27 protein-coding genes and 2 pseudogenes are annotated in these 25,019 nt (G+C 62.2%); 13 read left to right on the top strand and 16 right to left on the bottom strand.

Annotation, left to right across the window (positions count from 1 at the left end; genetic code table 11):
* Positions 1-230: 230 nt before the first annotated feature.
* Genes HK436_RS03105 through HK436_RS03090 form a run of 5 tightly spaced genes read right to left on the bottom strand, consistent with a single transcriptional unit; the run spans position 231 to position 4,263 of the window.
* The gene (locus HK436_RS03105; RefSeq protein WP_173189893.1) at positions 231-842 is read right to left on the bottom strand and encodes a cytochrome c oxidase assembly protein; all 612 of its coding nucleotides are present in this window, start codon (positions 840-842) and stop codon (positions 231-233) included.
* Complete coding sequence (locus tag HK436_RS03100) at positions 833-1,153, bottom strand: hypothetical protein (RefSeq protein WP_173187258.1); 321 nt, start codon at positions 1,151-1,153, stop codon at positions 833-835. The genes HK436_RS03105 and HK436_RS03100 overlap by 10 nt, the downstream gene beginning before the upstream one ends.
* The gene (locus HK436_RS31015) at positions 1,150-1,347 is read right to left on the bottom strand and encodes a hypothetical protein (RefSeq protein ID WP_244648481.1); all 198 of its coding nucleotides are present in this window, start codon (positions 1,345-1,347) and stop codon (positions 1,150-1,152) included. Before HK436_RS31015 ends, HK436_RS03100 begins: the two co-directional genes overlap by 4 nt.
* Positions 1,302-3,632: a cytochrome c oxidase subunit I gene (ctaD, locus tag HK436_RS03095; RefSeq protein ID WP_244648479.1), complete on the bottom strand. Its 2,331-nt coding sequence runs from the start codon at positions 3,630-3,632 to the stop codon at positions 1,302-1,304. The genes HK436_RS31015 and ctaD overlap by 46 nt, the downstream gene beginning before the upstream one ends.
* Positions 3,541-4,263 (bottom strand): cytochrome c oxidase subunit II, encoded by a 723-nt coding sequence (locus HK436_RS03090; RefSeq protein ID WP_312860474.1) that lies wholly within the window; start codon positions 4,261-4,263, stop codon positions 3,541-3,543. Before HK436_RS03090 ends, ctaD begins: the two co-directional genes overlap by 92 nt.
* A gap of 48 nt (positions 4,264-4,311) precedes the next feature.
* Between HK436_RS03090 and HK436_RS03085 the strand changes: the two genes are divergently transcribed.
* Positions 4,312-4,827, top strand: coding sequence for a DUF2231 domain-containing protein (locus HK436_RS03085; RefSeq protein WP_173187256.1), 516 nt, complete (start codon positions 4,312-4,314; stop codon positions 4,825-4,827).
* Here HK436_RS03085 and HK436_RS03080 read toward each other — a convergent pair.
* The 7 genes from HK436_RS03080 to HK436_RS33360 form a co-directional block, all read right to left on the bottom strand.
* Complete coding sequence (locus HK436_RS03080; RefSeq protein WP_173187254.1) at positions 4,797-5,309, bottom strand: CopD family protein; 513 nt, start codon at positions 5,307-5,309, stop codon at positions 4,797-4,799. The two genes, HK436_RS03085 and HK436_RS03080, sit on opposite strands and share 31 nt — an antisense overlap.
* Before the next feature lie 132 nt (positions 5,310-5,441).
* Entirely contained in the window at positions 5,442-5,897 is a 456-nt protein-coding gene (locus HK436_RS03075) for a hypothetical protein (protein ID WP_173187252.1), read from the bottom strand.
* A 9-nt stretch (positions 5,898-5,906) separates the two neighbouring features.
* Complete coding sequence (locus HK436_RS03070; protein WP_173187250.1) at positions 5,907-7,127, bottom strand: c-type cytochrome; 1,221 nt, start codon at positions 7,125-7,127, stop codon at positions 5,907-5,909.
* 26 nt (positions 7,128-7,153) lie between these two features.
* Positions 7,154-8,260 (bottom strand): GMC family oxidoreductase, encoded by a 1,107-nt coding sequence (locus HK436_RS32825; RefSeq protein ID WP_312860473.1) that lies wholly within the window; start codon positions 8,258-8,260, stop codon positions 7,154-7,156.
* A gap of 74 nt (positions 8,261-8,334) precedes the next feature.
* Entirely contained in the window at positions 8,335-8,913 is a 579-nt protein-coding gene (locus HK436_RS32820; RefSeq protein WP_312860472.1) for a GMC family oxidoreductase, read from the bottom strand.
* A gap of 23 nt (positions 8,914-8,936) precedes the next feature.
* Positions 8,937-9,281, bottom strand: a complete 345-nt coding sequence (locus HK436_RS32235) for a gluconate 2-dehydrogenase subunit 3 family protein (protein ID WP_173187248.1) — start codon at positions 9,279-9,281, stop codon at positions 8,937-8,939.
* Positions 9,191-9,634, bottom strand: a complete 444-nt coding sequence (locus HK436_RS33360) for a gluconate 2-dehydrogenase subunit 3 family protein (protein ID WP_376769147.1) — start codon at positions 9,632-9,634, stop codon at positions 9,191-9,193. Before HK436_RS33360 ends, HK436_RS32235 begins: the two co-directional genes overlap by 91 nt.
* A 324-nt stretch (positions 9,635-9,958) precedes the next feature.
* On the opposite strand from HK436_RS33360, the gene HK436_RS03050 reads away from it, so the two are divergent.
* The 9 genes and pseudogenes from HK436_RS03050 to HK436_RS03015 all read left to right on the top strand — a co-directional run bounded on the left by HK436_RS03050 (position 9,959) and on the right by HK436_RS03015 (position 17,019).
* Positions 9,959-10,972, top strand: a complete 1,014-nt coding sequence (locus HK436_RS03050) for an ABC transporter substrate-binding protein (protein WP_173187244.1) — start codon at positions 9,959-9,961, stop codon at positions 10,970-10,972.
* Entirely contained in the window at positions 10,969-11,775 is an 807-nt protein-coding gene (locus HK436_RS03045) for an ABC transporter ATP-binding protein (protein ID WP_173187242.1), read from the top strand. The genes HK436_RS03050 and HK436_RS03045 overlap by 4 nt, the downstream gene beginning before the upstream one ends.
* 1 nt (position 11,776) lies before the next feature.
* Entirely contained in the window at positions 11,777-12,595 is an 819-nt protein-coding gene (locus tag HK436_RS03040) for an ABC transporter permease (protein ID WP_173187240.1), read from the top strand.
* Positions 12,596-12,613: 18 nt separating this feature from the next.
* A complete protein-coding gene (locus HK436_RS03035; RefSeq protein WP_173187238.1) occupies positions 12,614-13,333 on the top strand; it encodes a GntR family transcriptional regulator in 720 nt (239 codons plus the stop codon).
* Entirely contained in the window at positions 13,330-14,109 is a 780-nt protein-coding gene (locus HK436_RS03030) for an Ldh family oxidoreductase (protein WP_244648477.1), read from the top strand. The genes HK436_RS03035 and HK436_RS03030 overlap by 4 nt, the downstream gene beginning before the upstream one ends.
* A gap of 132 nt (positions 14,110-14,241) precedes the next feature.
* Complete coding sequence (locus HK436_RS31005; RefSeq protein WP_244648475.1) at positions 14,242-14,997, top strand: acyl-CoA thioesterase/BAAT N-terminal domain-containing protein; 756 nt, start codon at positions 14,242-14,244, stop codon at positions 14,995-14,997.
* Positions 14,913-15,560, top strand: a pseudogene (locus tag HK436_RS31000) (acyl-CoA thioester hydrolase/BAAT C-terminal domain-containing protein); the annotation flags it as partial. The gene HK436_RS31005 and the pseudogene HK436_RS31000, both read left to right, overlap by 85 nt.
* Before the next feature lie 44 nt (positions 15,561-15,604).
* Complete coding sequence (locus tag HK436_RS03020; RefSeq protein WP_244648473.1) at positions 15,605-16,507, top strand: DUF1684 domain-containing protein; 903 nt, start codon at positions 15,605-15,607, stop codon at positions 16,505-16,507.
* Positions 16,508-16,689: 182 nt separating this feature from the next.
* Positions 16,690-17,019 (top strand): TOBE domain-containing protein, encoded by a 330-nt coding sequence (locus tag HK436_RS03015; RefSeq protein WP_244648471.1) that lies wholly within the window; start codon positions 16,690-16,692, stop codon positions 17,017-17,019.
* A 32-nt stretch (positions 17,020-17,051) separates the two neighbouring features.
* Here the strand turns inward: HK436_RS03015 and HK436_RS03010 are convergent, their stop codons facing one another.
* The 4 genes from HK436_RS03010 to HK436_RS02995 form a co-directional block, all read right to left on the bottom strand.
* Positions 17,052-17,891 carry an alpha/beta hydrolase gene (locus HK436_RS03010; RefSeq protein ID WP_173187236.1) on the bottom strand — a complete coding sequence of 280 codons (840 nt, stop codon included), beginning with the start codon at positions 17,889-17,891 and terminating at the stop codon, positions 17,052-17,054.
* 77 nt (positions 17,892-17,968) lie between these two features.
* Positions 17,969-19,432 (bottom strand): NAD-dependent succinate-semialdehyde dehydrogenase, encoded by a 1,464-nt coding sequence (locus HK436_RS03005; RefSeq protein WP_173187234.1) that lies wholly within the window; start codon positions 19,430-19,432, stop codon positions 17,969-17,971.
* A 20-nt stretch (positions 19,433-19,452) separates the two neighbouring features.
* A complete protein-coding gene (locus HK436_RS03000) occupies positions 19,453-20,577 on the bottom strand; it encodes an iron-containing alcohol dehydrogenase (RefSeq protein WP_376769121.1) in 1,125 nt (374 codons plus the stop codon).
* Between the two features lie 97 nt (positions 20,578-20,674).
* Positions 20,675-21,679, bottom strand: coding sequence for an Ldh family oxidoreductase (locus tag HK436_RS02995; RefSeq protein WP_173187232.1), 1,005 nt, complete (start codon positions 21,677-21,679; stop codon positions 20,675-20,677).
* A 101-nt stretch (positions 21,680-21,780) separates the two neighbouring features.
* Between HK436_RS02995 and HK436_RS02990 the strand changes: the two genes are divergently transcribed.
* The 3 genes and pseudogenes from HK436_RS02990 (at position 21,781) to HK436_RS02980 (ending at position 25,016) form a co-directional block, all read left to right on the top strand.
* A complete protein-coding gene (locus HK436_RS02990) occupies positions 21,781-22,467 on the top strand; it encodes a GntR family transcriptional regulator (protein WP_173187230.1) in 687 nt (228 codons plus the stop codon).
* On the top strand, positions 22,464-24,056 hold the full coding sequence (locus HK436_RS02985; RefSeq protein ID WP_173187228.1) for a sugar ABC transporter ATP-binding protein: 1,593 nt from the start codon (positions 22,464-22,466) through the stop codon (positions 24,054-24,056). Before HK436_RS02990 ends, HK436_RS02985 begins: the two co-directional genes overlap by 4 nt.
* Positions 24,022-25,016: pseudogene (locus HK436_RS02980) on the top strand (ABC transporter permease). The gene HK436_RS02985 and the pseudogene HK436_RS02980 overlap by 35 nt, the downstream one beginning before the upstream one ends.
* Positions 25,017-25,019: the final 3 nt, after the last annotated feature.

The raw sequence follows: 25,019 nt of genomic DNA, 5'->3' as shown, positions 1-25,019 counted from the left end.
CCGTGTCGAAACTCCCAATGGAAGATCTGTGCCAGTTGGCGCCGGATCGCATGTTTTGGAAAAGAATCCCGGTTTTCCGCGGATTCCCGCTCACCGCGGCGGTGCATCGGCCTCGCGAAGTGTTGCTGGATGTGAACCGCTTGAACCGGCGATGTTCACGGATGTGAACATCACCGGAGAACGACGTCGCGACAACATCCGGCTGGCAGAACCGGGACGCCGGCGTTCACCTACTCGCCGACGAGTCTCCAGGCCAGCCAGGAACCGCCGATGACGAAAGGCAGCGTTCCGAATAATGCCATCATGCCGCCTCCAAACTGCTGGTCGGCAAGGGGATCCAGACCGAAAGCACCGAGGCAGTATTGCGGTGCGTAGATCAGGGCCGGCGCGAGCACCAGCAGCACGCCTAGCATTGCCATGTGCATCGACGTGAACAGCATGGCGCCGGCGCCGATCACCAGACCTCTCCGGTCGCGATCGGCAAGACAGACCCACCACAGGGCCATGCCCGCAAGCAGAAAGGTGAGTTGCTGGACCGCGAATATCGGGAGCCAGCGCGCAGCCGCCTCATGCATCCAAGGCGCATGCCACCCCCAGACGACCGCGAACTCAAAAGCGGAAACCGCGAGTGCGGACAGCAACAACCGGCGCGGCGCTCGGATGTTTGGGAAAAGCCGCAACAGGCCAATGACGATCATTGGCGCAGCGACCACCGCGACGGCAAGATGAAGGATCATGTGCGGGGAAAAGGCTCTGCGGGCCAAATCAGGCAGAGGGCCCATCCACAGCCAGGCGAGCAGCACCAGTCCGGCAGCAAGGGGCCAGCCGCGGCTTATCCGCATGTCGTTGTGGTCAGCACGGGAAACAGCGTCCACACCACCGCCACCAGTCCAACCCAGCCGCTAGCCCGGCTCACCACTCGCGAAAATCCCGGCGCGGCTCCAAACCGGTCGGAGTGGAGCATCATCAGCAGAACGACCTGAACCAGAATGGCAAGCGCAAAGGCGATGGCGAGCGATAGTCGCCGCCACGACGCACCGGCGAATGCCGCGCCGAGATCGATTTCGCAAAGAATGCCATGCAGGCCGTAGACCGCGCTGAACGCTGCTAGCCAGACGACGGGCGATACGAGTATGCGCAGCAGGTCCCTCATGCCACCATGCCCGGAAGATAAGCGCAGAAGAGGATCAGGGCGGTCGTTACGCATAGATAGCCGATCCAGAGCGGCGCGACGGCCAGTTCTGCACGTCGCCGCGATGACATGTAGCCGGCCCGCAGACGCAACAGAAGGAAGACCAGCATCAGCGCTGCCACCAGCACATGCACGAGACCGTAACTGCCCAGCACCCACAGCGTCGCGCCATAGGCGTGCGACGTGGGAGATGGAGCCATCGTGAGGAAGGCCAACAGCGAGACCCGAGCGCGGCAATGCCGGCCAGTGCGATCAAGAGGCCGGCCATCGGTTTCGCGCCTCTGCGATTGCTGCTGACGGCGCGGCCGATGCCGGCGACCGCCGCAGCCATGCCGATGACGGCCGTTATCAAGACAAGGGCCGACGGAACCACGAAGAATGGCGGCGGCCACCCGGGCGCGATGGTCCAGAGGAACGCGTATCCGAACAGCAGCGAGCCGAACAGGGTTGCATTCGCCACCAGCAGGAAAGCTGAACCCCACCAGCCCGGCGGTCTGTCGACTTCGGCGATGTTGGGAACCAGGACCCCGCGACCGATAGGCTGGTCGCCGAGGTCCTTCTTCGAACCGAGCGTCCAGGCCCAGCGCATGGCAAGCACGGCGACACCTGCCATCGCGAATGGGGCCAGCCAGAAAACCTTGAGGAGTATGGACAGAAAGAAAGTCCCCGTCACGGCTGCCATGCAGATCGGAAGCCGTGTGTTGTTGGGATAGACGACATGCTGCTGCGGCGTGCCGGTGGCGATGTCCACGATCAGCGTTTCGCGTTGTCCGCTGGCGGGATCGCCGAGATAGAACTCGCCGCGCGCGATACGTGTAGGCAGGTTCGGATCGTCCCACAGCGGTTCGCGCGAGTTAACCTGCGGAAGACTGGCAAAGTTGTATGCGGGAGCCGGCATCGTCGTTGCCCATTCGAGCGTCCCGGAGCGCCATGGGTTGCGCAGTGACCTGTGACGCACGATGACGTTGAGCACCACCTCCAGGAGCACGATGACGAGGCCGAACGCGAGCACGAAGCCTCCGATCGAGGAGATCAGGTTGATCGCAGTCCAACCGTCCTCCGGCCCATAGGTCGAGATGCGCCGCCGCTGGCCCATCAGGCCCACCCAATGCATCGCGAGGAAGGTCACATGGAAGCCCACGAATATCAGTGCGAAGGCGACTTGCCCCAATCGGAAATACCGCTTGCGGCCCGTGGCGAGGGGGAGCCAGTAGTAAAGGCCGGCCAGGAGTGGGAAGACGAAACCGCCGAAAAGGACATAGTGGAGGTGGGCGGTCACGAAAGCGGTGTCGTGCACTTGCCAGTCGAAGGGCACGACGGCGACCATCACCCCCGTCAGCCCGCCAATGACGAAGGTGACGAAGAAGCCGAGAATGTAAAGCATCGGCAGGCGTAGCCGAGGCGTGCCCTTCCACATGGTGCCTATCCAGGCAAACACCTGTACCGCCGTCGGAACGGCCACCAGCGTCGAAGCAGCCGAGAAGAACGCCAGTCCCATATGGGGAATGCCTGTGGTGAACATGTGGTGGACCCAAAGCCCGAAGCTGAGGATCGCAAGCGCGACGGTCGCAGCTACCACCCATCGATACCCAAGCAGCGTCGTCGAGGACATGACAGGCAGGATGGTCGAGATGACACCGGCGGCCGGGAGAAAGATGATGTAGACCTCGGGATGGCCGAACAGCCAGAAAAGGTGCTGCCACAACAGGCTGTCGCCGCCCAGTTCAACCTGGAAGAAGGGCATGCCGAAGGCGCGCTCCAGCTCGAGCAGGATCGAGCCCAGGATCAGCGGCGGGAACCCCGTCAGGATCATCAGCGCCACCACCAGAATGTACCATGCGAAGATCGGCATCCGGCCAAGCGACATGCCGGGCGCGCGGTATCGCAGGATCGAAACCGTCAGCTCCACGGCGGCGCAGATCGCCGAAATTTCCACGAAGGTTATGCCGATGAGCCAGAAGTCGGTGTTGATGCCCGGTGAATAGATGCGTCCGGTCAATGGCGGGTACATGAACCAGCCGGAGTCCGGCGCGATGCCGAGAAGCAGCGATACCAAAAGCATGGCGCCGCCGAAGAAGTAGCACCAGTAGCCGTAAGCGGTCAGGCGTGGGTACGCCATATCGCGCGTGCCGAGCATTTTCGGCAGGAGATAGATCGCCAGACCCTCGATGGCGGGTATGGCGAACAGGAACATCATGATGACGCCATGCATCGTGAAAAGCTGGCTGTATATTTCCGGACCTGCGAATGCGGAGCCGGGGGTGGCAAGCTGTGCCCTTATGAGCATGGCCAGCACGCCGCCGATCAGGAAATAGAAGAAGGCCGTGACGAGGAACATCAGCCCCAGGTCATTGTGATTGACCGTGGAGAACCAGCCCTTCCAGCCAGGGTTGGAAGACCATATCGCGGTAAGTCGCCGGTGGCGGGCCAGCGCGTTCATTCGTCAACCTCCAGAAACGCCCGCCAGGAGTCGGGGTGTGCGCGATGACCGTAAAGGAATGACGGTCGTAGCCCGGTCCGCTATATTCCGCGCTCAGGCCCGCATAGGTGCCCGGCACATCGGCTTCCAGCCGCAGCACGTTCACATGGCCGGGGATGGCGTCGAGCTTCCCGGCCAGACGCGGCACCCAGAAACTGTGGATCACATCGGCGGTCGTTATGGCGACATCGACAGGCCGATTGGCCGGTATGTGCAGTATGTCGGTGGTGGTCCGGCCCGGGGCATCGTCGTAGGAGAAGGTCCAGGACCAGCGCTCGGCCTGTGCATGGACTCGCGCGACATCTGCAGCGTCCCAGGGCAGCAGACGTTCGCCTGCCCATAGACCGTAGGTGAGAAGCGACAGGAGAACCGCGGCCGGGAAGGCGAGTCCCAGCCCCACGATCCAGACGCGTTCGCTCGCAGCCGGTTCACCCTGTAGCCGCTTGCTACGGAATGCGAGCGCCAGCAGCGCCATCACCAGGGCGAAGATGGCCGTTGCGCCTACCAGCATAACCCACCACAAGGTGGCAATGATGCGGGCGGCTGGCCCGCCTGGGTCAAGTGTCGAGAGCGGACCGGCGCAACCGGACACGACGATGGCCGTTGTGGAAAGCAGAAAGACCTTGAGGAGGGGTGTGGAATGGCGGACCAGAAATTCAAGGGCGAGAACGAACAGCTTATCGACCCGGTTGCGGAGCAGCCCGGCTTTGACGACACCGAGTCGCGCATCGCCATTCTCGGTCACCCTATCCACGCCATGAGCGTCGCGTTCCCCGTGGCGCTGACCTTCTGCACCTTCGCTGCCGACCTGCTGTACTGGTGGACGGGCGATCCCTTCTGGGCGCGCGCAGCAATGTGGGCGGTCGGGGCCGGTTTCCTGTTCGGGATGTTCGCGGGTTTTTCGGGCACCGCAGAGCTGCTGCTCGTGTCCGGCATTCGAGCCCGTGCCGCCGCATGGACCCATTTCATCATCGCAGTGACCCTGCTCTCGCTTCTCGGAGCCAATTGGGGCTACCGGCTGTATGGCTACGAAACCGCGGTGCTGCCGTACGGCATACTGCTCTCGGCAGTGTGTGTGGCGGTTGTGGCTTTCACGGGCTGGCATGGCGGCAAGCTCGTCTTCGACTATCGGTTGGGTACAGCGAAGGGAAGCTGACCGCCGCGCGGCTCCGTCAACCAGTCCGGAAACGCGATCCAGTTAAGCTCGGGCTTTGCGAGAACGAGCAGCAATATGGCGATGGCACACACTGTTATGCCTGTCACGGGCAGGGAGGGGTTCGGCGGTTTGTGATCGCCTGGTTCTTCGGCGATGCGCACGATGCTGCTGCCAATCCATGCGTGAAGAACAAGCAGCAACGCGACGAAGACCAGCTTGGCGAAAAGCCACGGAACGAAAGCCTCTCGCAGGAAGATCAGCCAAGTCCCGGCGACCACGGCAATGACTGCTGCCGGCGTGACCACGATCGTATAGGTCAGGTGGGTGGCATGTCGGATAAGGCGGTAGTCGTTCTGCGAGATGGCGGGATCGTGCCTTGTCAGCATTAATGGAAGCGTGATGAGCCCGCCGCACCAGACACAGAGTGCGGTCACATGCAGGGCTTTCCACAAGGGAATGGTAGACGCCAGCCATTCTAGCACTGCGCAAGGACCATGGCTTGTTCATCCTCTCAAGACTGATGCCACAAGACATGGTAGCTGTTCTTGATGGCTGTGGAAGTTACGGTCTGCACAATCACCGGTCAGCCGGCAGCAGATCCCCGGGCGACGCGGTTAATAGACAAGACCCGCTTCCCGACACGACTGCAATGTAATGCTTGAGACATCCGGTTCCGTCTCGACCTCCGACGTTTCCCCCGGTGGGGCGGCTGCATTTGCGCCTTCTCCCGCGGGAGCCTGTTCGCTACTGACCGAGGCCAGCCCATCAATGTCTATCGACAGGGTCGCAGGGTCGTCGCGTGTTTTTGCTTCGGTGCCAGACGGCACAGATGGTGTGGCGGCACCTTGCTCCGTGTCAGTACGTTCCGTCGCCTCCTGCGCGCGAGATTCAGAGCTTTCGATGTCGCTTTGTTCCTCCGACGCGAGTTGGGTGCAGTGGTCGATAAGAGCAGCCATTGCGCCGCGGTCCTCGGTCTCGAATTTCGCCTCGCCGAGATAAATCGGTTGTGCGAAGCCGACGCCGATGGACCCCAACAGCAGGAAGAGGGAGCACGGGGGTATACGCATCATCTCAAGGCCTCAGTGTTCACCTGCAAGGTATTCGCGCATCTCGCTGACCTGCGAGGCCGAGACCGGGCCGGCATTTCTGTCGCCGGAATGGCGAAGGTAGGTCATGAGATCGGCGATCTGGTCGTCGGACAGCTTCCAGTCGAACGGCGGCATTGCGAGGACGCTTGGCACTGCCTCCGTCGGTTGGGCGCGCGCTCCGCCAAGGATAATGCGGATGGCGGTTGACGGGTCCTCGGCCAGCACCTTGTTTGAAGTTCCAAGTGAAGCAAACAGGTAAGGAACACCCGACCGGTCTGACGCATGGCAGGCTGCGCAGTTGTCGAAGTAGATGGCTTCCCCAACCTCGACGCGTGCTGCATCCGGCTCGGACTGGCCTTCTCGCGGTTCGTCATCGAGGCTCTTGAGGTAGGTAGCCACGGCCTCAAGGTCTTCCTGGTGTAGATGTTGGGTTGAGATTGCAACAACTTCGCCCATCCGCTGCATGGGGGCCGTATGCCTCGAACGCCCGTCGCGGAGGAACTCGACGATATCGTCCTGGGTCCAGTCGGCGATTCCACCACTCTCTCCGCCGCGAATGTTCGGGGCGTACCAGTTCTCCAGCACACCGCCACGAAGGTATTCGTCTGAATCGTCGGCACCCAACGCATTTTTGCCGGTGTGGCAACCTCCACAGTGCATAGGTCCGTCGACAAGATAGCGCCCACGGTTCCACGCATCTGACGCGTTCGGGTCGCTCACAAATTCCTGGTCATCGAAAAAGAGTAGTTTCCAACCCCACACGGAACGACGGACGCTCAGGGGGAATGGAAGTTCGTTTTCCGGCACCTCGGTCGTCACCGGGTCGAGCGTTCGCAGATAAGAAAAGATCGCGTCGGTATCGTCTCTCGTCATCAACGTGAAATAGGGGTAAGGCATCGCCGGATAGAGGTGGTTTCCGTCGCGATCCACGCCTTCGTTGAGGGCGCGATAGAAATCGTCCCGTGTCCAGCGGCCGATACCGGTTTCGTCGTCGGGCGTCAGATTGGACGAAAAAATGGTTCCGAAGGGGGTGCCCAGGCCACGCCCGCCGGCAAATGGTACACCGTCATTCTCCAGATCGGTGTGACACGCCTGGCAGTCGCCGGCCACGGTCAGGTAGCGGCCACGCTCAACTTGCGAATAAGACAATTCCTGAGCCTGGGACGATCCGGGCGTGAGTGTTGCGCTGCCGATGAGAGCCAGCGCCGCCATGCTTATGAGAGTGGGGGACAGCGGTCTCATGGCTGCACCAACGGGCCAGGCTGCCGCAGGTACTGGTTGATGATCGCATCGACCGACCAGTAGGCCAGCGCTCCTACAGTGCCTGTGGGATTGTAACCGGCGTTTTGAGGAAACAGTCCCGCGCCGGCGACGAAGAGGTTCGGCAGATCCCAGCTCTGACAGTATCTGTTGACCACGCTCGACTTCGGATCGGCACCCATGATCGTGCCACCGGTATTGTGGGTGGTCTGATAGGGCACCGAGTCGTAGGAGCCGCGGCGGATGTTGACCTTGACCTCGCGGCCACCCATGCCATTGGCTATCTGCTCTGCCACGGGGGTCAGGTGTTGCGTTAGCCGCCGGTCGTTGAGCGTGAAATCATAGGTCATGCGCAGTAGCGGACGACCATGGGCGTCCGTATAGGTCGGGTCGAGGTCGAGATAGTTGCTGCGGTGGGCCATCGACGACCCATGCACGCCGACGCTTGTTGTCTTCAGAAAGTTCTCGCGGACCGCCTTCTTCCAGCGGCTTCCCCAGCTCGGCACGTTGTCGGGGACGGGGTGGCTTTCAATGGGCCGCGCATTGGTCGTGTGGCAGGCGATATAGCCGCCCCCGATAAAGCCGAGGCCCGAGTGATCGAAATTGTCGCCGTTGTAGTCATCGATAACCATGCCGAGTGCACCGGCGCCGACGAAGCCATTTGTGAATTCTTCGTCGTAGAAGACCGTCGCCGAGGACATCACCTGATAACAGTAGTTCTTGCCGACAACCCCTTCGCCGCTTTGCGGGTCGTAGGGCTCACCGATCTGCGACAGCAGAAGCAGGCGGGTGTTCTCCAGCGGGTATGCGCAAAGCACGACCACCTCCGCCGGTTGAAAGAAGCTGTCGCCATTGGCGTCGATATAGGTGACGCCCGAAGCCCTGGAGCCGTCGGGGGCCTTGTCGATCGACAGCACCTCAGAATTGGTGCGCAGAGCGAAGTTGGGCCTCTGCATGAGCACAGGAATAATTGTCGTTTGAGGCGACGATTTCGAGTAGTTGCCGCAGCCGTGTTTCTCGCAGAATCCGCAATAGGTGCAGGGAGCCAGTTGCAGCCCAAGCGGATTGACATACGCCCGCGACATGTTCGCCGAAGGGACCGGGAATGGACTAAGCCCCAGTTCCCGCGCCGCGGCTGCAAATCTGTCTTGCGAGAACGTCATCTGCATCGGGGGTTGGGGTAGTTGTCGCTGCGCGGACCTTCGAACGGGTTGCCGCCTTCAACGGTCTCGCCATTCAAATTGCCTGCCTGCCCGCAAATGCCGCAAATCTTCTCGAAGTAGTCGAAATGCGGTTCGAGCTCGTCATATGTGACGCCGTAATCCTGCACCGTCACGTGTTCGGGCAACGGCCCGTACCGTTCCTCGTTGTGGGTGCGTGCCACGAAGTCCGATGGCAGGAAGCGATAAGTCTGCCCGTTCCAGTGTACGCCAGAACCCCCAACGCCATTGCCGGGTAGAAAAGAACCCCAGTGGCGCATCGGGAGGGCTGTTTGTGCACTGTTGTTGCGAAAGGTCAGGGTAGCCTGGGAGGCCTCCTGAAACATGCCGTGCCGCCAGTAGTAACGTAGCTCGTCCTGGGCAAATGTGGTGGCGAAGTCATTTGGAGTGTCGCGCCAAGGCCCGCGCTCCAGCGCCAGCACATTCAACCCTGCCGCTGTCAGTTTCTCGGCGTAGATTGCGCCCGTCCAGCCGAAACCGACTAGAACAATGTCGACGCCTGGCAATTGCTTGGTCATCGAAATCCTCAGGATGCTGTAGTCTAAGGTCGGCTCCAGCCGGGCCGGCCCATCAGGCTGACCGGCTCAAGCGGTATGGCTTTGCCGCGATGGTCCACGAAGTCGCGGTAGTCGTAACGGGTTCCGGGAAAACCGATGTAACGCCACGCGATCATGTCGCGATTGCCGCCATAGATGGGATCGGCAAAAAAACCCTCGATCGCGTTCTTGAGAAGAAGGTCGAAGAAGACCTTTGCAGAAACCCCATCGAATTGGATTTCTTCTTCGTCGAGACCGGTCAAGACAGTGTCCTGCTGATCTTCAGAGAGGTCGACGAAGCGCGCCTCGTGTTGGGATGCGCAGTAGGTCTCGAGTTCCGCAAGCGCCAATCTGTACAGGATCGCTGGGGGTGCTCACTTTGGTAGCCTTGCGTAGCGGTCCCCTGACTGTACGGGCCCTTCATGTACCAGTGCTGTCCGCGCCCGTAGAATCCAGCCATCTGGCGGTCGATGAAGGTAACGACGTCCGCTTCGGTTGCGCCCGGCCCATCGTCGTCGCTCGGAATGAGCCTTGCACAGATTGCGGCGACGGTTTCGCGTTCCTCAGGCGTGAAGAACCTGTCGTCCCGGGTCCCGTAGTACGGATTCTCGCCTTTGGAAGGTGCCCACGGCACTCCGTCGCCACCTCCAAGTTCTGCGGCAAAGCCATGCGGTGCTGCCAGCGCGGTGCCCCCAAGAAGCATCAACCGCATCACATGACGTCGCGTTAAAAAGTCCACCTTCACCTCCCTCAACACAGACACAATCGTCAAAGTCCGCGGAGGTTCCGAGAATCGTTGAATAGGTGCCGCCTGGCGTATGAGACGAGCCATCAGTCGTTCGACACCGGACCAGCCGACGCGGGAAATCGGCCGGCGGGCGGCCATCGGTGAAACCTGCACCAAGTGATCAGGCTGATTGAAGTATCACATTGCATAATTGATACATCAGATGTACCGTCATGCGTGAGTACTGAAACGTCCGGGAGGCGGCCGTCGAGGTCGTTGGGCACAGGAGGATTGTCGGGAATGTCTTCGATCAGCCGTCGTAATTTCATTGTATCTACAGCCGCCGCGCTGGCGTTCTCGCTCTCTGCTCCGGCCTGGGGTCAGGAGAAGCCGCAGATCGAATTCCTCTATTCGCCCTTTGCGGACTATGCGCCGTTTTTTGTCGCGAAAGAGCTGGGTTATTTCGACGAATTCGGCTTGGACGTGACGCTGTCACCCAAGAGTGGTACGGCGGAAACGATCCAGATGCTGGCCTCAGGCAACGTTGTGTCCGGTGCGGCCACTTGGGGCGCAGGGCTGTTCAATTCCATCAACAGCGGCGCGACCGTAACCATTGTCGCCACGCTGGCCAAGATGCCCGATACCGTGCCGTCGCCTTCACCGTTGATGGTTTCCGAGCAGGCATGGCAGGACGGCATCCGCGACGTGAAGGATCTTAAGGGAAAACGCGTTGGCATTCCCGGGCCGGGCGGGTTCGGCCTGTATTCGGTCGCCAAGGCTTTGGAGAAAGGTGGCCTCACCGTCGATGACGTTGAGGCAATCTACCTGCCTCCACCGGCAACCGCGGCCGCCTTTGCCAATGGCGGGCTGGAGGCTGGCTGGAGTATCGAACCTTTCGCATTGCAACTGGAGAAGGAAGGTCTCGGGCGCCGCCTCGTGGAAGACCACACGTTCGGCACCGAACTCGGTTTCATCGCGTTCAACAACGAGTTTGCGGTGGAGAATGAGGACGCCGTCGTCAACTTCCTCGCCGCGTTCCTGAAGGCTGCTCGTCAGCTCGACAATGGCGGCTGGCAGGACGAAAAGATTCTCGACATCGTTTCTGAGTACACCGGTACGGAAAAGGAAACGCTCAAGGGTATCGCCTATACGATCCGCTCGGAAGATGGCTCAATCGACCTTACGTCGGTTCGCGAGCAGGAAGAGTTCTTCCGCGAACGTGGCGCCCTCGAATATGAGGGGCCGATCGACATCGAATCCGTCTATCGAACCGATCTCCTGGAGAAGGCAAACGCGCTGCTCGCACAGCAATGAACGTGGCAGTCCCACAGGAAGGCCGGACCTCCGGTTCGGCCGAAGCCGCTTCGGTGATCGAGGTGCGGAACCTCGTCAAGGCGTTCTACGACGCCTCCGGCGATCGCATTACGCTTGCGGCCACAGATGTGAACTTCACCGTCCGGCGAGGGGAGTTCGTCTGCATTGTCGGACCGAGTGGGTGCGGCAAGACCACGGTCCTGCGGATCCTTGCGGGTCTGGAGCAACTGTTGAGCGGTGAGGTCCGCATCGACAGCATGACTCAGCCCGCTATGGTGTTCCAGGAAGCATCTGTGTTTCCCTGGCTCACGGTGTCGCAGAACGTTGCCTTTCCATTGAGCCTCAAGGGTGTGTCCGCGCAGAAACAGCGCGAGCGCGTTGCCGAGCTGCTGGCGCTGACGGGTTTGACCGAATTCGCCGATGCTCATCCGCATCAGCTTTCCGGCGGCATGAAACAGCGCGTGTCGGTGGCGCGTGCGCTGGTCGACGATCGCGACATTCTTCTCATGGACGAGCCTTTCGGAGCTCTTGATGAGCAGACGCGCCTCACCCTGCAGCAGGAGCTGCTTCGCATCTGGGAGCGTACCGGCAAGACCGTGGTGTTCATCACCCACAGCGTCGACGAAGCGCTGACACTGGCGGACCGCGTGCTGGTCATGTCGCCGCGACCGGGCACAATGGTTGCCGACCTCTCGGTGCCCTTCGAACGACCGCGCGACGTTGTGGAAATGCGCCGCGACAAGCGCTTCTGGGATCTCACATATGAGGTCTGGCGGTTGCTGGCCGCAGCCCCGGAGCATTGATATGACGACCGCCCATCCTTCTCTCTCGCCCGATGAGATTGAACGCCTGAAGGCACCCGCGCGCCGCGAACGGATCTATCGCATCTTCTCCTACTTCAGTCCGTTGCTACTGCTTCTGCTTTGGGAGGTGGCAGCGCAGGTCGCGTTGATCGATCGCCGCTTCTTTCCTCCTCCGAGCGCCATTGCGGGCACGGCCTGGCAGATGATCGCCAGCCTGGAACTTTTCGACCATATAGGGGCGACCTTGCGCCGCGTCTGGGTTGGCTATGCCATGGGCGCGATACCCGGAGTGCTGCTCGGCCTCATACTTGGCCTCTCCGCACCCGCGCGTCGCGTCCTGGGGCCAATCTTTGCCGCGCTTTATCCTGTACCGAAGATCGCCATCCTGCCGCTTATCCTGCTGATCTTCGGCGTTGGCGATGCGTCGAAGTTCGTGGTCATCGCAATCGGCGTGTTCTTCCTGATGTTCTACAACACGCTTGGCGGCGTGATGCAGATACCGCAGATTTATCTTGATGTCGCCCGCAACGCCGGCGCGACGAAATTCCAGACTTTCCGTCGCGTAGCCCTGCCGTCGGCTCTGCCGAGCATCTTCACAGGGCTCAAGCTTGCAGCTGGATCTTCCTTCATCATCATCGCGGCTGCGGAGTTTCTGGGTGCGCGCAGCGGCGGCGTGGGCTTTTTCATATGGGCATCGTGGCAGACGTTTGCCGTGTCGCGGATGTTCGTCGGAATAGTTGTGATTTCGGCCATGGGCTATCTGACGATCCTGGCGCTCGAGGCGCTGGAGCGGCACCTCGTGCCCTGGGCAAAGCATTGAACGGCTGAGAGCAAGCGCATGACCGCCGATGTCCGCCACGATGTAACCTCCCATGGTTCCGTTTCGGAGCGCATCTACCTTGGTCTCCGTCAGGAGATCATGCACTGTGAGATCGCCCCGGGAGCGACGCTCGACGCAGCGTCCATCGCCCGCCGTTACGAGGTTTCGAAGACACCGGTACGCGATGCCATGCAGAAACTTGCCGCTGACGGGCTGGTTACGATCCTGCCGCGCAGTGGCTATCGAGTCGCCCCGATCACCTTCCAGGCCGTGCATGAAATCCTCGATCTACGCGCAGCGATCGGGCCGCATGCGGCGAGGCAGGCTGCGCGCTACGCAACGCCGGCCGAAATAGCCCTGCTGCGCCAGATCGTCAGCGAATACGCAGCTCCGCTCGATATCGGCGCGATGCAGCAGGTTGCGCGCAGGTTTCACATCGCCATCGCCCGCTGCAGCCGCAACAAGCGCGTCGTCGCGCTTTCGGAGAACCTGTTTGATGAGCTTGAACGCCTGCTGCGCTTCGCCATCGATTTCACGGTGAAGACGGGTGAGCATTCCGACGAACACACAGCGCTCGTCGACGCAATCGAAGCCGGTGATGGGGAACGGGCTGCTGCGATAGAAGCGGACCATATCGGGCACAGCCGCGAATTCCTGATCGAGCGCTTGATGACGTTGGGCTATCTGTCGCAAAGCGAAATCCAGCTCGGCAATGCAGCGCGGAGCGGATCCGAATGATCGCCATCTGCGACGCGACAGAGCGGTTGGCAACCGCACTGGGAGGAGGTCCGGCAGCGACGCTTGCGGCTTCGGCCCTGATAGAGGCTGATGCCCTCGAGCTGCCACGCTTCGGTATCGCCATGCTTGACGAGTGGACGCCTGCTCTCGCCTCCGCACCGAGAGCGGAGGTTTCCCAGGCCATAACTTGGCTCGACCGCTCGTCCTGTTTCGCGCCGCTCGCAGTGGCAAGCGCGACGCTCGACCTGGCCGCGGCCGCTCGACAATTCGGCGTTGCCGCCGTCTTCCTGCGTGGGGTGAGGGGGTTTGGTAGGCTTGCCCCGTTCGTTCGCCATCTTGCCGATGCCGGCCTCCTTGGCATAGCTGGCGCCGAAGGACCGCCATTCGTCGCACCTCAAGGTGGCACCCGTCCTGTGATCGGCACAAATCCTTTCGCATTTGCGATGGGCCAGGGTGAGGATCGCGTGGTTATCGACGTTGCGAGCAGCACGGCGACAATGGCCGCTATCCGCAATGCTCGGGCGTCCGGCGCGTCACTGCCAGCAGGGATCGCCGTGGATGGCTCGGGGCAGCCAACCACCGCCGCCGCAGACGTTGCGGCATTGCTGCCGCGGGGCGGGCAGATTGGCTCCCTGCTTGGGCTTGTGGTCGAACTCATGGCTGGCGTCGCCGGCGGAGGCCGGGGCGACCCGGCGGGTCGGGGGTGTTCATCGTTGCTCTCGATCCGGCCGCAGCGGAGGAGCACACCGATTGGCGGCAAAGGCTTGCGGGACTGAAGAACGATTGGCTGGAAGGCGGCGGTCACTGGCCCAAGGGGGAACTGTGTCGCCGGACACGGTGATGAGTTGTGACTTTGGCGAGCGCCTGGACGCGCACCTTGCACGGCTGTCTGAAGAGATGACGACCCGATGACGAATCCTGTTTCCGCCCCGGTCATTTCAATCGATCCTGTCGACGGGCTGATCGACCAACCCCGTCGGATTGTCGTTTCGGGTCTCGTTTCCGACGAACTGGTCGCCATTTCTGCACACACGCAGCGCGCGCGTGGAGCGGTCTGGATGAGTCAGGCGACGTTCATGGCCGACGCGGATGGCGTGATCGATCTTGCTCGCGACGCGCCCGTCGGCGGTGACTACGCGGAAGTCTCGGCCATGGGACTGATCTGGAGCCAGCAGCCTGTTGAAAGCGCCAATCACGAAATCTTCGCCGATGAAGTCATGGAGCCGCTGCGGACGACACTGACCGCCGAAACCGCCGGCGGTATCCAGGCCAAAGCCGAGCTTTTGCAGCGTTTTGCCGGACCAGGTGTCGATCGCCGGGAAATACGCGAAGAGGGGTTGGTAGGCACGCTGTTCACGCCGGCGGACCCAGGCCCTCATCCAGTCGTGGTGGTGCTCAACGGCTCCGGTGGCGGCATCAACGAACCGCGCGGAGCTCTGCTTGCCTCACGCGGGTACCAGGCTTTTGCGCTCGGCTACTTCAAGGCGCCGGGGCTGTCGCCCTTCATCACCGAAACCCCCTCGAATATCTCGAAACCGGCCTTGACTGGGCGCGCCGTAAGCTCGAACCCAAGGACGGCTTCGTTGCGGTCAGCGGTCAGTCGCGAGGCGGTGAACTGGCTTTGCTGCTCGGGGCGACGTTCCCGCATCTGGTTTCCGCCGTGATCGCATTCGTTCCGGGCGCCGTCGTGCATGGGGCCCAGGGTGCAGGCGATCCGGCACGAGGCGGCTGGCAGGGTACGACCTGGACAAGGGGCGGCGTTCCCCTGACGCATCTTTGGCAGGACAACCAAGCGGTGCATTGGCATCCGTGGGCCGGCGATACTCCGCCGAGCCGTCATCACTCCGTATTCTTCGAGGGGCTGAAGGATAAAGCTCTCGTTGAGCAGGCACGCATTCCGGTAGAGAACATCACGGGTCCGGTGCTGCTGATCTCGGGACGCGACGACCGCGCCTGGCCCTCCAGCTTGTACTCGCGCATGGTTGTCTCGTCTCTGCACCGCGCCGGCCATCCTGGACTGGTTCGCCATCTCGACTTCGACGATGCGGGGCATGCCATCAACCTCCCGATTGTACCGTCGACACAGTTGAGCCGTGAACATCCGGTCTCGAAGGTGCCCTACACGAATGGCGGCACGCCGTCCGGCAATGCCAGAGCCAACGAGGGCTCGTGGAAAGGCATGCTCGCCTTCCTGGACGAAGTCACCGGATCCTCAAGCCAAAAGTAAGCCAGCCGGGTCTCTCGTACGAGCCCGGTCCTCAATCCTTCGAAATGGAGACGAACATGCCTACGAAAGAACATCTGGAAGGCCAGTGGCGTGAATGGCGCTACGCTCATGTCGCAAAGATGTTTCGCCCGTATGGCTGGACCTCGCTCGTTGCCCAGTACTGGCTTGAAGCCAATGACAAGAATGTCAGCTTCGACCTGCTTCCCGGGACCTGGTCGGTCGATGGCGGCCGGATCATTTTTACCCCGCCGGCCTCTGGGCCGACACTTTCAGTGAACGGCGAGTATCCGTCGGAGCCGGTCGAAATCGTTCCGGGGCGCAACCAGACCTATGGCCACGGCGACAGCGAGCCGGTCTACTTCGGCCTGAACGAGGTCGAGACGATCCTGCGCAGCACGCATGATGGCAAGCCGCTCTATGGCGTACGCGTGCGGGATCCGCGACAGGCTACTCGGCTGGAAGATGCTGGCGTCACGGCCTTCGACTACGATCACGCTTGGCGTATCCGGGGCGTGTACACGCCGAGCAAGCTTACTGATTACGAAGCGGAAACCGTTGAAGCCGGCGTGCGTGAATCGACGCCGCGGATCGGCACGTTCACCTTCGAGCACAATGGCAGGAGCCACACCCTCACGCTGATTGGCAAACAGGCGGCGACAGGCGTGCAGCCTGTGGCGCACATTCGCGACAAGACCAGTGGCCCGATCACATACGGCGCCGGTCGTGTGATCGAATTGCAGTTTGCCGATGAGGCGCAAACCCGCATCGACTGGATCGACTTCAACTATGCCGTTGCGTTGCCATGCGCGTTCACGAACTTCGTCACCTGCCCGGTGGTTCCTCTGGAAAACCACCTCGACTTCGAGGTTCTCGCGGGTGAGAAGCGCCCTTCGCAGCAGGTGGTGAGGACGATGACATATCAGAGCGAAGCAAAACGCGCGTCCTGACGGCTGCAAGAGGCACGCTAAGTCTCGGCCGAGCGGGGAGTCGGCACGTCGACGCTGCCGCATCCGCTGGCCGACCGGATCGTTGTGCTCAACAACTGTCGTATCGAGCAGATCGGGACGCCGATGGAGGTCTACTCAATCCCGCCACCCGTTTCGTCGCCGGATTCATCGGCAGTCCGGCCATGAACTTTCTGAAGGTGGAATTGTCGAAAATCGACATGAAAATCCGCGTTCCTGCCGGCGGCAGCTACGAACTGGGCATCCGTCCCGAGGCTGTGCGTGTGACCGAAAGCGAGGGCACGACATCGGGCAAGGCCACTGTGGTCGAGCATCTGGGCAACAGGACGCTGGTCTATATGCAATTGGCCGACGGCACTCCGATCATCGCGCAGGACGGGGGACGCTCACAGGTCAGCCCCGGCGATGTCGTGAATGTCAGCTTCGATACGAGCGAGCTCCATCTTTTCGACACCGGCGGAAAATCCTATCACGGGGACCGGCAAGACGCGTAGTCACGCGCCTTGCCGTCGTTATCTGATCGGCGTCAGCGGCATACGGCGAGGTCGGCGAGCCTGGCGCCCAGCGTTGTATCGGAATCGGCAAGATCCAGGACGATGTTCATGTGATTGCGCGCGGGTATCGGCAAAAGTTCCGACGGTTGGCTGTTGATGGAAAACTTGTCGTGCAGCGCGCGGGCCTGTTCGTGGAAGGGCGTTGTTTCGTCTTGGCCGTAGGCAACGATGCGAACCGGCACCGCGTGCTCCTGCGCATCGAGCGGTGACCAGTCAGCGGCTTCGGCCGGTGTCATTTCCGCCTCGTGGCGCAGAAAGCTGTCCGGTATGCCGGAGAGGTCGTAGATACCGCTGACCAGTAGCAGGCCTTTCACGATGGGAAGGGTAGAGGGCGAGGCGTCTTGCGATCCCGTCGCTGCCAGATAGGATGACAGATGAGCGCCCGCCGAATGCCCGCTGACGGTGATGCGTTCCGGATCGGCACCAAACTCGCGGGCATGGTCTTGGAGCCAAAGGACGGCGCGGCGCACCTGATCGACCAGGGTCGGCAGCCTGTGGCCGGGCATCAGATCGTATTCCACCAGGGCGGCGATGCCGCCGACCGCCAGCACCGGCTGGGCCACGAAGCGATAGTCCTTCTTCTCGCCGGAGCGCCAGTACCCTCCGTGGACGAAGACATGCAGTGGCGCGTCCGCAGTCGCATTTGCGGGAAAAACGATATCGAGCGTTTCGCGCGTACCCGTGCCGTAGGCCACATCGGTCCGTATGCTGGCGCGTGCCTCGATGCCCCGGCTGCGCGCAGCAAACTCGGCCGCAATGGCGTCGAAATCCGGCACGAAATCGCGGATGCGGTAGAGATCGGTTCCAGTCATATGCCTCTCCGGAAACAGAGTGTCTTGGCTGCAATCGGCGGCACGGCGGAACATCGGTCAGCCGGCCGTGCAAGCGGCTACAACTCTATGGCGTAATACTTGGCCTCCATGAACTCCAGAATGCCGGTGACACCACCCTCGCGACCGAGCCCGCTTTGTTTGACACCTCCGAATGGGGCCGCCGGGTCTGACATCAACCCGCGATTGATGCCGAGCATGCCTGTCTCGATGCCTCTGCCGACACGCATCGCGCGCTTCATATCCCGTGTATAGACATAGGCGGCAAGGCCGTACTCGGTGTCGTTGGCAAGGCGGATGGCCTCCTCTTCGCTCTCAAACCTGTAAACGGGAGCAACGGGGCCGAAGATTTCTTCGTGTGCGATGGATGCGTCGACCGGCACGTCCACCAAGACGGTGGGCGGATAGAAATAGCCGCTGCCGGGCAACGGTGCACCACCTGTCGTCGCGCGAGCGCCGCGCCGGACAGCCTCCGAAACGAGCTGATCGATCTTCTGAACGGCCTTGGTCGTGATCATCGGACCGCATTGCGTGTCCGCGTCGTAGCCTTTCCCGATCTTGAGACCCGCCATGCGCTTGCTCAGTCCCTCGACGAAGGCGTCGTGAATGCCGGCCTGCACATAAAAGCGATTGGCCGCGGTGCATGCTTCGCCGGCATTCCGCATCTTTGCAACCATGGCGCCATCGAGTGCGGCATCGAGATCGGCATCGTCGAAAACGACGAAGGGCGCGTTTCCGCCGAGCTCCATCGAACAGCTGACGACTGATTTCGCCGCTTCCGCCAGCAGAATGCGGCCAACGCCGGTGGAGCCCGTGAAGGAGAGCTTGCGCACGCGAGGATCTGCCAGCATGGCATTCGTCACCGGGCCTGGGTTGGTCGTGGTCACGACGTTCACGACTCCCGCCGGGACCCCTGCCTCCTCGCCCAGCCGTGCCATTGCGTAGGCCGTCAGCGGTGTTTCCGATGCCGGCTTGAGAATGACGGTGCAGCCTGCGGCCAGTGCGGGGCCGATCTTGCGCGTTGCCATTGCTGCCGGGAAGTTCCACGGGGTGATGAGTACCGATATCCCGATGGGCTCATGGTCGACGAGGATGTTGTGGGAACCGGAGGGCGTGTGCCGGTATTCGCCTGGAATGCGGGTGGCTTCCTCTGCATACCAGCGGAAGAATTCAGCGGCGTAAGCCACCTCTCCGCGCGCATCGGCCAATGCCTTGCCGTTTTCGAGCGAAATGAGTGTTGCCAGTTCCTCCGCGCGGTCGCTCATCACTTGAAACCAGCGGCGCAGGATCTCGGAGCGCTGGCGTGGTGGGGTCTGACGCCACTGCGAAGCTGCCGCCTCGGCTGCGTCGACCGCGAGGAGCGCGTTCTCCACGGACGCGTCGGCAACCTCGGCGAGCACTTCGCCGGTGGAGGGATCTAGCACGGGAATGCCCGCACCTTTCTCCCATTGTCCGCCGATATAGAGGCCGTGCGCGTGAAGAGAAGGATCGGCGTAGCCGGCAATCTTAGTGTGCAGGGTCATGGATGGGTTTCCTTCAGATATCAGGCGAGCTGCAAGACATCGCCGCTGTAAGCGGCGGCAACCAGCCTGCGCATGTCGGGCAGCGGCAGGGGACGAGGGTTGTTCTGGACCAGCCGGGCAATTCCGCAGCTCTGTTCGGCGACCCAGTCGAGGCGGTTTTCGTCAAGGCCCAGCTCGCGCAGCGTGGGCGCGATGCCCAACCTTGAAAACAGCGCGGCAACGGCGGGGATCACCTCATCAGCCCCATCCAGTCCCGTGGCACCGGCGATCTCCGCCAGCTCTCCCGAGATTTGCGGCGCGTTCCAGCGCATCACATAGGGCATCAGGCAGGCGACACCCGCGCCGTGCGCGGTATGGGTGAGCGCACCTACCGGGTACTGTATCGCATGTGCGGCGGCCGTGCCCGCGACACCGAAGGCAAGACCGGCGAACGTTGCCCCCATCATCACCTTTTCACGCGCGCGGGTGTTCGAGCCGTCTTTGTAGGCGGCCTCGAGCCCCTGCCAGAGAAGCGATATCGCACGTAGTGCGAAGTGATCGGAGAAGGCGTTCTTGCCGATGAAAACACGCTCTTGCGCGATGCCGGCCACTGGGTCGCGCCGTATGGCTGTGAAGGCCTCGATGGCGTGGGTCAACGCATCCGCGCCGGCGACAGCGGTCAAGCCAGGAGGGCAGGTGAGCGTCAAATCGGGATCGCAGATCGAGGCGGTGGGAATGATGTGCGGGCTGGAGATACCGACCTTGAGGCTGCGCTCCGCGTCCGAGAGAACCGCCACCGGCGTGACCTCCGATCCGGTACCGGCTGTCGTCGGCAATGCGATGATCGGCATGACCGGACCCGGAACATTGTACTCGCCGTAATAGTCCTGTGGCCTGCCGCCGTGGGTGAGCAGAACGGCAACGCATTTTGCCATGTCGAGGCACGAGCCTCCGCCGAAGCCGACGACCACGTCAGGGGCGAAATCGCGAGCTGCGGCAGCACTTGCCACAGCGGAATCGACTGGAACGTCGGGCAGGGTCGTATCGTCGACCCGCACCGCAAGTCCGGCCTTCTCCAGCTGTTCTACCGTTGATGCAAACTCCGCGTCCGCTGCTAGCCGTGCATCCGTCACGACCAGTGCGCGGCCTCCGAGCCTGCTGGCCACACGGCCCAGCGAGTACCGCTGGCCCGACCCGAAGACCAGTTCCCGCGGGCCCTGATAGTCCCAAAAAGTTCATTCTGCCGTTTCCTCCTCTAGAGACTTACGCGGCCGCGAGAGCCGACAATTTGTGGAAAAGCGCATCCGGCACCTCGACGCCCGCGGACAGCGCTTCGGCGCGGCGCGTACGCGAGCCGTCACCGGGAATGGCAACGGGGCGGCCAGGTTCGGCGGGGCATGAGGAGCGCAGGCTTTCGAGATAGCAGGTAAGCGCTGCCGTGCTGCCCGCGCCGGCTGCCGGATCGATCAGGATCAACACGTCGCCTTTGGTTGCGGGGTCGGTGTCGTCCAAGGTGCCGCGAACATCCGGGGCCATTTCGGAGCCGGCCAGCGTGGCTACAAGAAGCTCGATGGCGAGGCCCAGCCCATAGCCTTTTGGGCCGCCGAAAGGCGCGATCGCGCCCAGCTTGGCAGCATCGGGATCGGTCGTCGGGCGACCCGTCGCGTCGACTGCCCAGCCCACCGGGATCGGCTCGTTGCGCAGCGCGTGACTGTGAATCCTGCCCATCGAAACGATGCTGGTGGCAAGATCGAGCACGAAGGGCTTGGCGTCGGTGGGAATGCCGATGGCAATCGGGTTGGTGCCCAGCATCGCCTTGGTGCCGCCATGGGGGTGCACCAGGGCTTCGCTCGTCGACATGACGATGCCGATGCGACCTGCCATCGCGGCGGCCTCTGCGTAGTAGGCGAGCATGCCGAGGTGGTTGGTGTTGCGGATCGCTGCAATCACGATCCCGCAGGAACTCACTGCAGAGGCCAGTTCGTTCATCGCGGTCATCATCACGACAGGCCCAAGCCCGCGCTCGCCATCGATGTTGACCAGCGCTGGCCGCTGCCACTGGCAAATGCCGCTGGCGCGGGGATCGGCCAGTCCCCGTTCAATGCGCTTCAGCAGTGTCGGCAGCCTTTGGAGGCCATGAGAAGACAGTCCCCGCAGCTCAGCTTCAACCAGCAGTTCGGCCTGAAGCTGGGCGTTGTGACGTGGCGCGCCGCGTTGTTCCAGCGATGCCACCGCTATCTGCCGAAGCTGATCTGCCGAAGCTCTCACCTAAAATCCTATATCAGATCGTATACGATATTGTATTTGACATCGGATAGCTTATCTGCAACACCTTCGCCCATGTCAACAGGACATTCGGGAGAGCCCACGTGGCATTCGCAGCCGAACGGGAAAACAAGCCTGCAAGTCTCAGGCCGAGCAGCGTGGTCGAGGGCGTCTACGACGGCATCTACCACCGGCTCATGTCGCTGGAGATCGCGCCGGGCGCGCGCATCCCCATAGATGTTCTGGCACGTGAGCTTGGCGTGTCGCAGACCCCGGTTCGTGAGGCTCTGAGTCGTCTTGAGCGCGAAGGCCTCGTTCGCAAGGAGCATCTCATCGGCTACAGCGCCGCACCCCAGTGGACGCGCAAGCAGTTCGAGGACCTCTACGTCTTCCGGCTGCTGCTGGAGCCAGAGGCGGCGCGGCTTGCTGTCCACAATATGTCTGCGGAAGCACTCGCCCTGCTGGAGAATTCGGCAGCTGACATGGGACATGGCGCGGCGCCGGTGGACCGCAATACCCGCTATTCGCGCTTTGCGCGCGCCGATGCCCATTTTCACGACGACATCATGAAGATCGCCGGCAATGAGGTGATCCGTAGCACGCTGTTCAACCAGCATGTGCACCTGCACATCTTCAGGCTGATGTTCCATACCCGCGTGACCCAGGAAGCGCTCGAGGAGCACGAGCGCCTGCTCGCGGCGTTCCGGGCCGGCGATCCCGACGCGGCGTTCAAGGCCATGCACGAACACATCGAGCGTTCGCGCGACAGGCTCCTTTCGGCATTCGAATGAGCGCGTTACCGCAACCCGATCGCGTGGCGGGCCAGCCGGCGCCGCCTGCGGTAACGTTGCGCGCCGAGGGCCTGGGCAAGGCCTACGGGGCCGTGAACGTACTGTCCGACGTCACCCTCGAGATCCGCGCCGGCGAGGTCCATGCGATCATCGGCGAGAACGGCGCCGGCAAATCCACGCTGATGAAGCTCCTGTCCGGCCATGTCCAGCCGACCGCGGGACGTATCGCGATGGATGGACAGTCGGCATCCTTCATCGACGCGGTCGATGCCGAGGATGCCGGCATAGTCCTCGTTCATCAGGAAATCCTGCTCGCTCCCGACCTGACGGTGGCGCAGAACCTTTTTCTCGGGCGCGAACTCAGTCGCGGCTGGATGGTCGACGATCGCGCGATGAACCGTGTCACTGCGCAGTTGCTTGAGCGGGTAGGCTCAGTCGCTCGGCCGGGCGACCGGGTTGGCGACCTTCCCTTGGCGCAGCGGCAACTCGTGCAGATCGCCCGCGCCCTGCTGGACGAGCGTAAGGTCATCATCTTCGACGAGCCGACGGCTGTCCTGGCGAACGACGAAGTGGAGGCGCTGCTCGATATCGTGCGCGGCCTTCGCGATCACGGTGTGGCGGTTCTCTACATCTCCCACCGTCTCGAAGAGGTCGAGATGTTGGCGGACCGGATTACGGTCCTGCGTGATGGCCGCATGATCGGCACCTGGCCGGCAGCCGACCTCAGCCAGCGCCAGATGGCCGAACTGATGGTCGGCCGTGAACTCAACATGCTTTATCCTGCCAAGCGCCAGGCGAGTACGGCCGTGCCGTTGCTCTCGGTCACCGAACTGCAGGTGGACCACCACGCGCAGCAAGCTTCGTTCTTCGTGCGGCCTGGGGAGGTGCTTGGGCTGGGCGGCATGATCGGTTCGGGTCGCACGGAACTCGTTGAAGGGTTGATGGGGCTTCGCCAGTCGCAGGCGGTCAGCGTCGTGGTGAATGGCCGCGAGATGACGCATCGCTCCGTTGGGGCGATGATGGACGCAGGGCTTGTCTATCTCACCGAGGACCGCAAGGGCAAAGGCCTGCTTCTAGACGAGAAGCTGGCGCCGAACCTGACCTTGCAGGCCCTTGAGAGCGTCAACCCCGGCGCGGTTCTGGACCGTGGCAGGGAGATGGCGGCCCTGCGCAAGGCGGTGGCCGATTACGACATCCGCGTCGGGTCGCTCGCGTCGGACGCCGGCAAGCTGTCGGGCGGAAACCAGCAGAAGCTGCTCCTAGCCAAGGTGATGATGACCGACCCGTCTGTCGTCATCATCGATGAGCCGACGCGCGGCATCGACATCGGCAACAAGAGCCAGATCTACGACTTCATCGACAGGATGGTGAGGGCCGGCAAGGCCTGCATCGTCATCTCGTCGGAAATGCAGGAGCTGGTCGGTCTCGCCGATCGGGTTCTGGTGATGCGTGCAGGGAGGATCGTCGCCGAACTTTCAGGTGACGAGATCAATGAAGAGAACGTTGTCTATGCCGCGACGACCGGCGGTCATGGCAGCACCTGGGAGGGATCACATGACCACAGCGACCGCAACCGTCGCGACCGCTGACGAACGCCGCCGCATTCGCTGGGCCGATCTCGCGCCGTTCATCGCGCTCGCGGTGATCGTGATCCTGGGTGCGCTGATAAACTCCAACTTCACGTCTTCCGCCAATCTCATCAATGTCATCACGCGCAGCGCATTCATCGCGATCATCGCCGTGGGCGCCACTTTCGTCATCTCTTCGGGCGGCCTCGATCTCTCGGTCGGCTCGATGATGGCGTTCGTCACGGGCATCATGATCATGACGATGAACGGACTGGCGCCGTCCTATGGCGGCTGGGCGATCGTCATGGGGGCGGGCGTAGCCCTCGTTGTCGGCGCTCTTTGCGGCCTTTTCAACGGGCTGATCGTCACTGTCGGGCGCATAGAACCGTTTATCGTCACGCTCGGTACGATGGGCATCTTTCGCGCCTTCATCACGTTCATGACCGATGGCGGCTCACTGCCGATCGACCGCAGCCTGCGCGAGGCCTATCGGCCCGTCTATTTCGGCAATTTCATGGGCATCCCCTATCCGGTGCTCATCACGCTGGCCGTCGTGCTGTTGGGCGCATTCCTGCTCTATCGCACCAAATATGGGCGCCGCCTGACGTCGGTGGGTTCAAATGCGGAGGTTGCGCGCTTCTCGGGCGTCAACGTCGGCGGCGTGCGCACCATAGCCTACGTCATCCAGGGACTGTGCGTGGCTGTCGCGGCAATCTGCTACGTGCCGCGCCTCGGCGCAGCGACGCCGACGACCGGTCAGCTCTGGGAATTGCAGGTCATTACCGCCGTCGTCATCGGCGGTACGCTCCTGCGCGGCGGTCGAGGACGCATCTGGGGCACCGTCGCAGGCGCGCTCATTCTCGAGGTGATCGCCAACGTGATGGTCCTGTCGGACATGGTTTCCGAATACCTCGTCGCCGCGTGCAGGGCGCAATCATCATCATTGCCATGCTGGCGCATCGCTTCACCAGCAGCCGCTGAAGG

The organism is Neoaquamicrobium sediminum (assembly GCF_013240295.1).
GTDB classification, from domain to species: Bacteria; Pseudomonadota; Alphaproteobacteria; order Rhizobiales; family Rhizobiaceae; genus Aerobium; species Aerobium sediminum.
The sequence above is the reverse complement of the archived record's forward strand: the minus strand, read 5'-3'. Positions and strand labels throughout refer to the sequence as shown.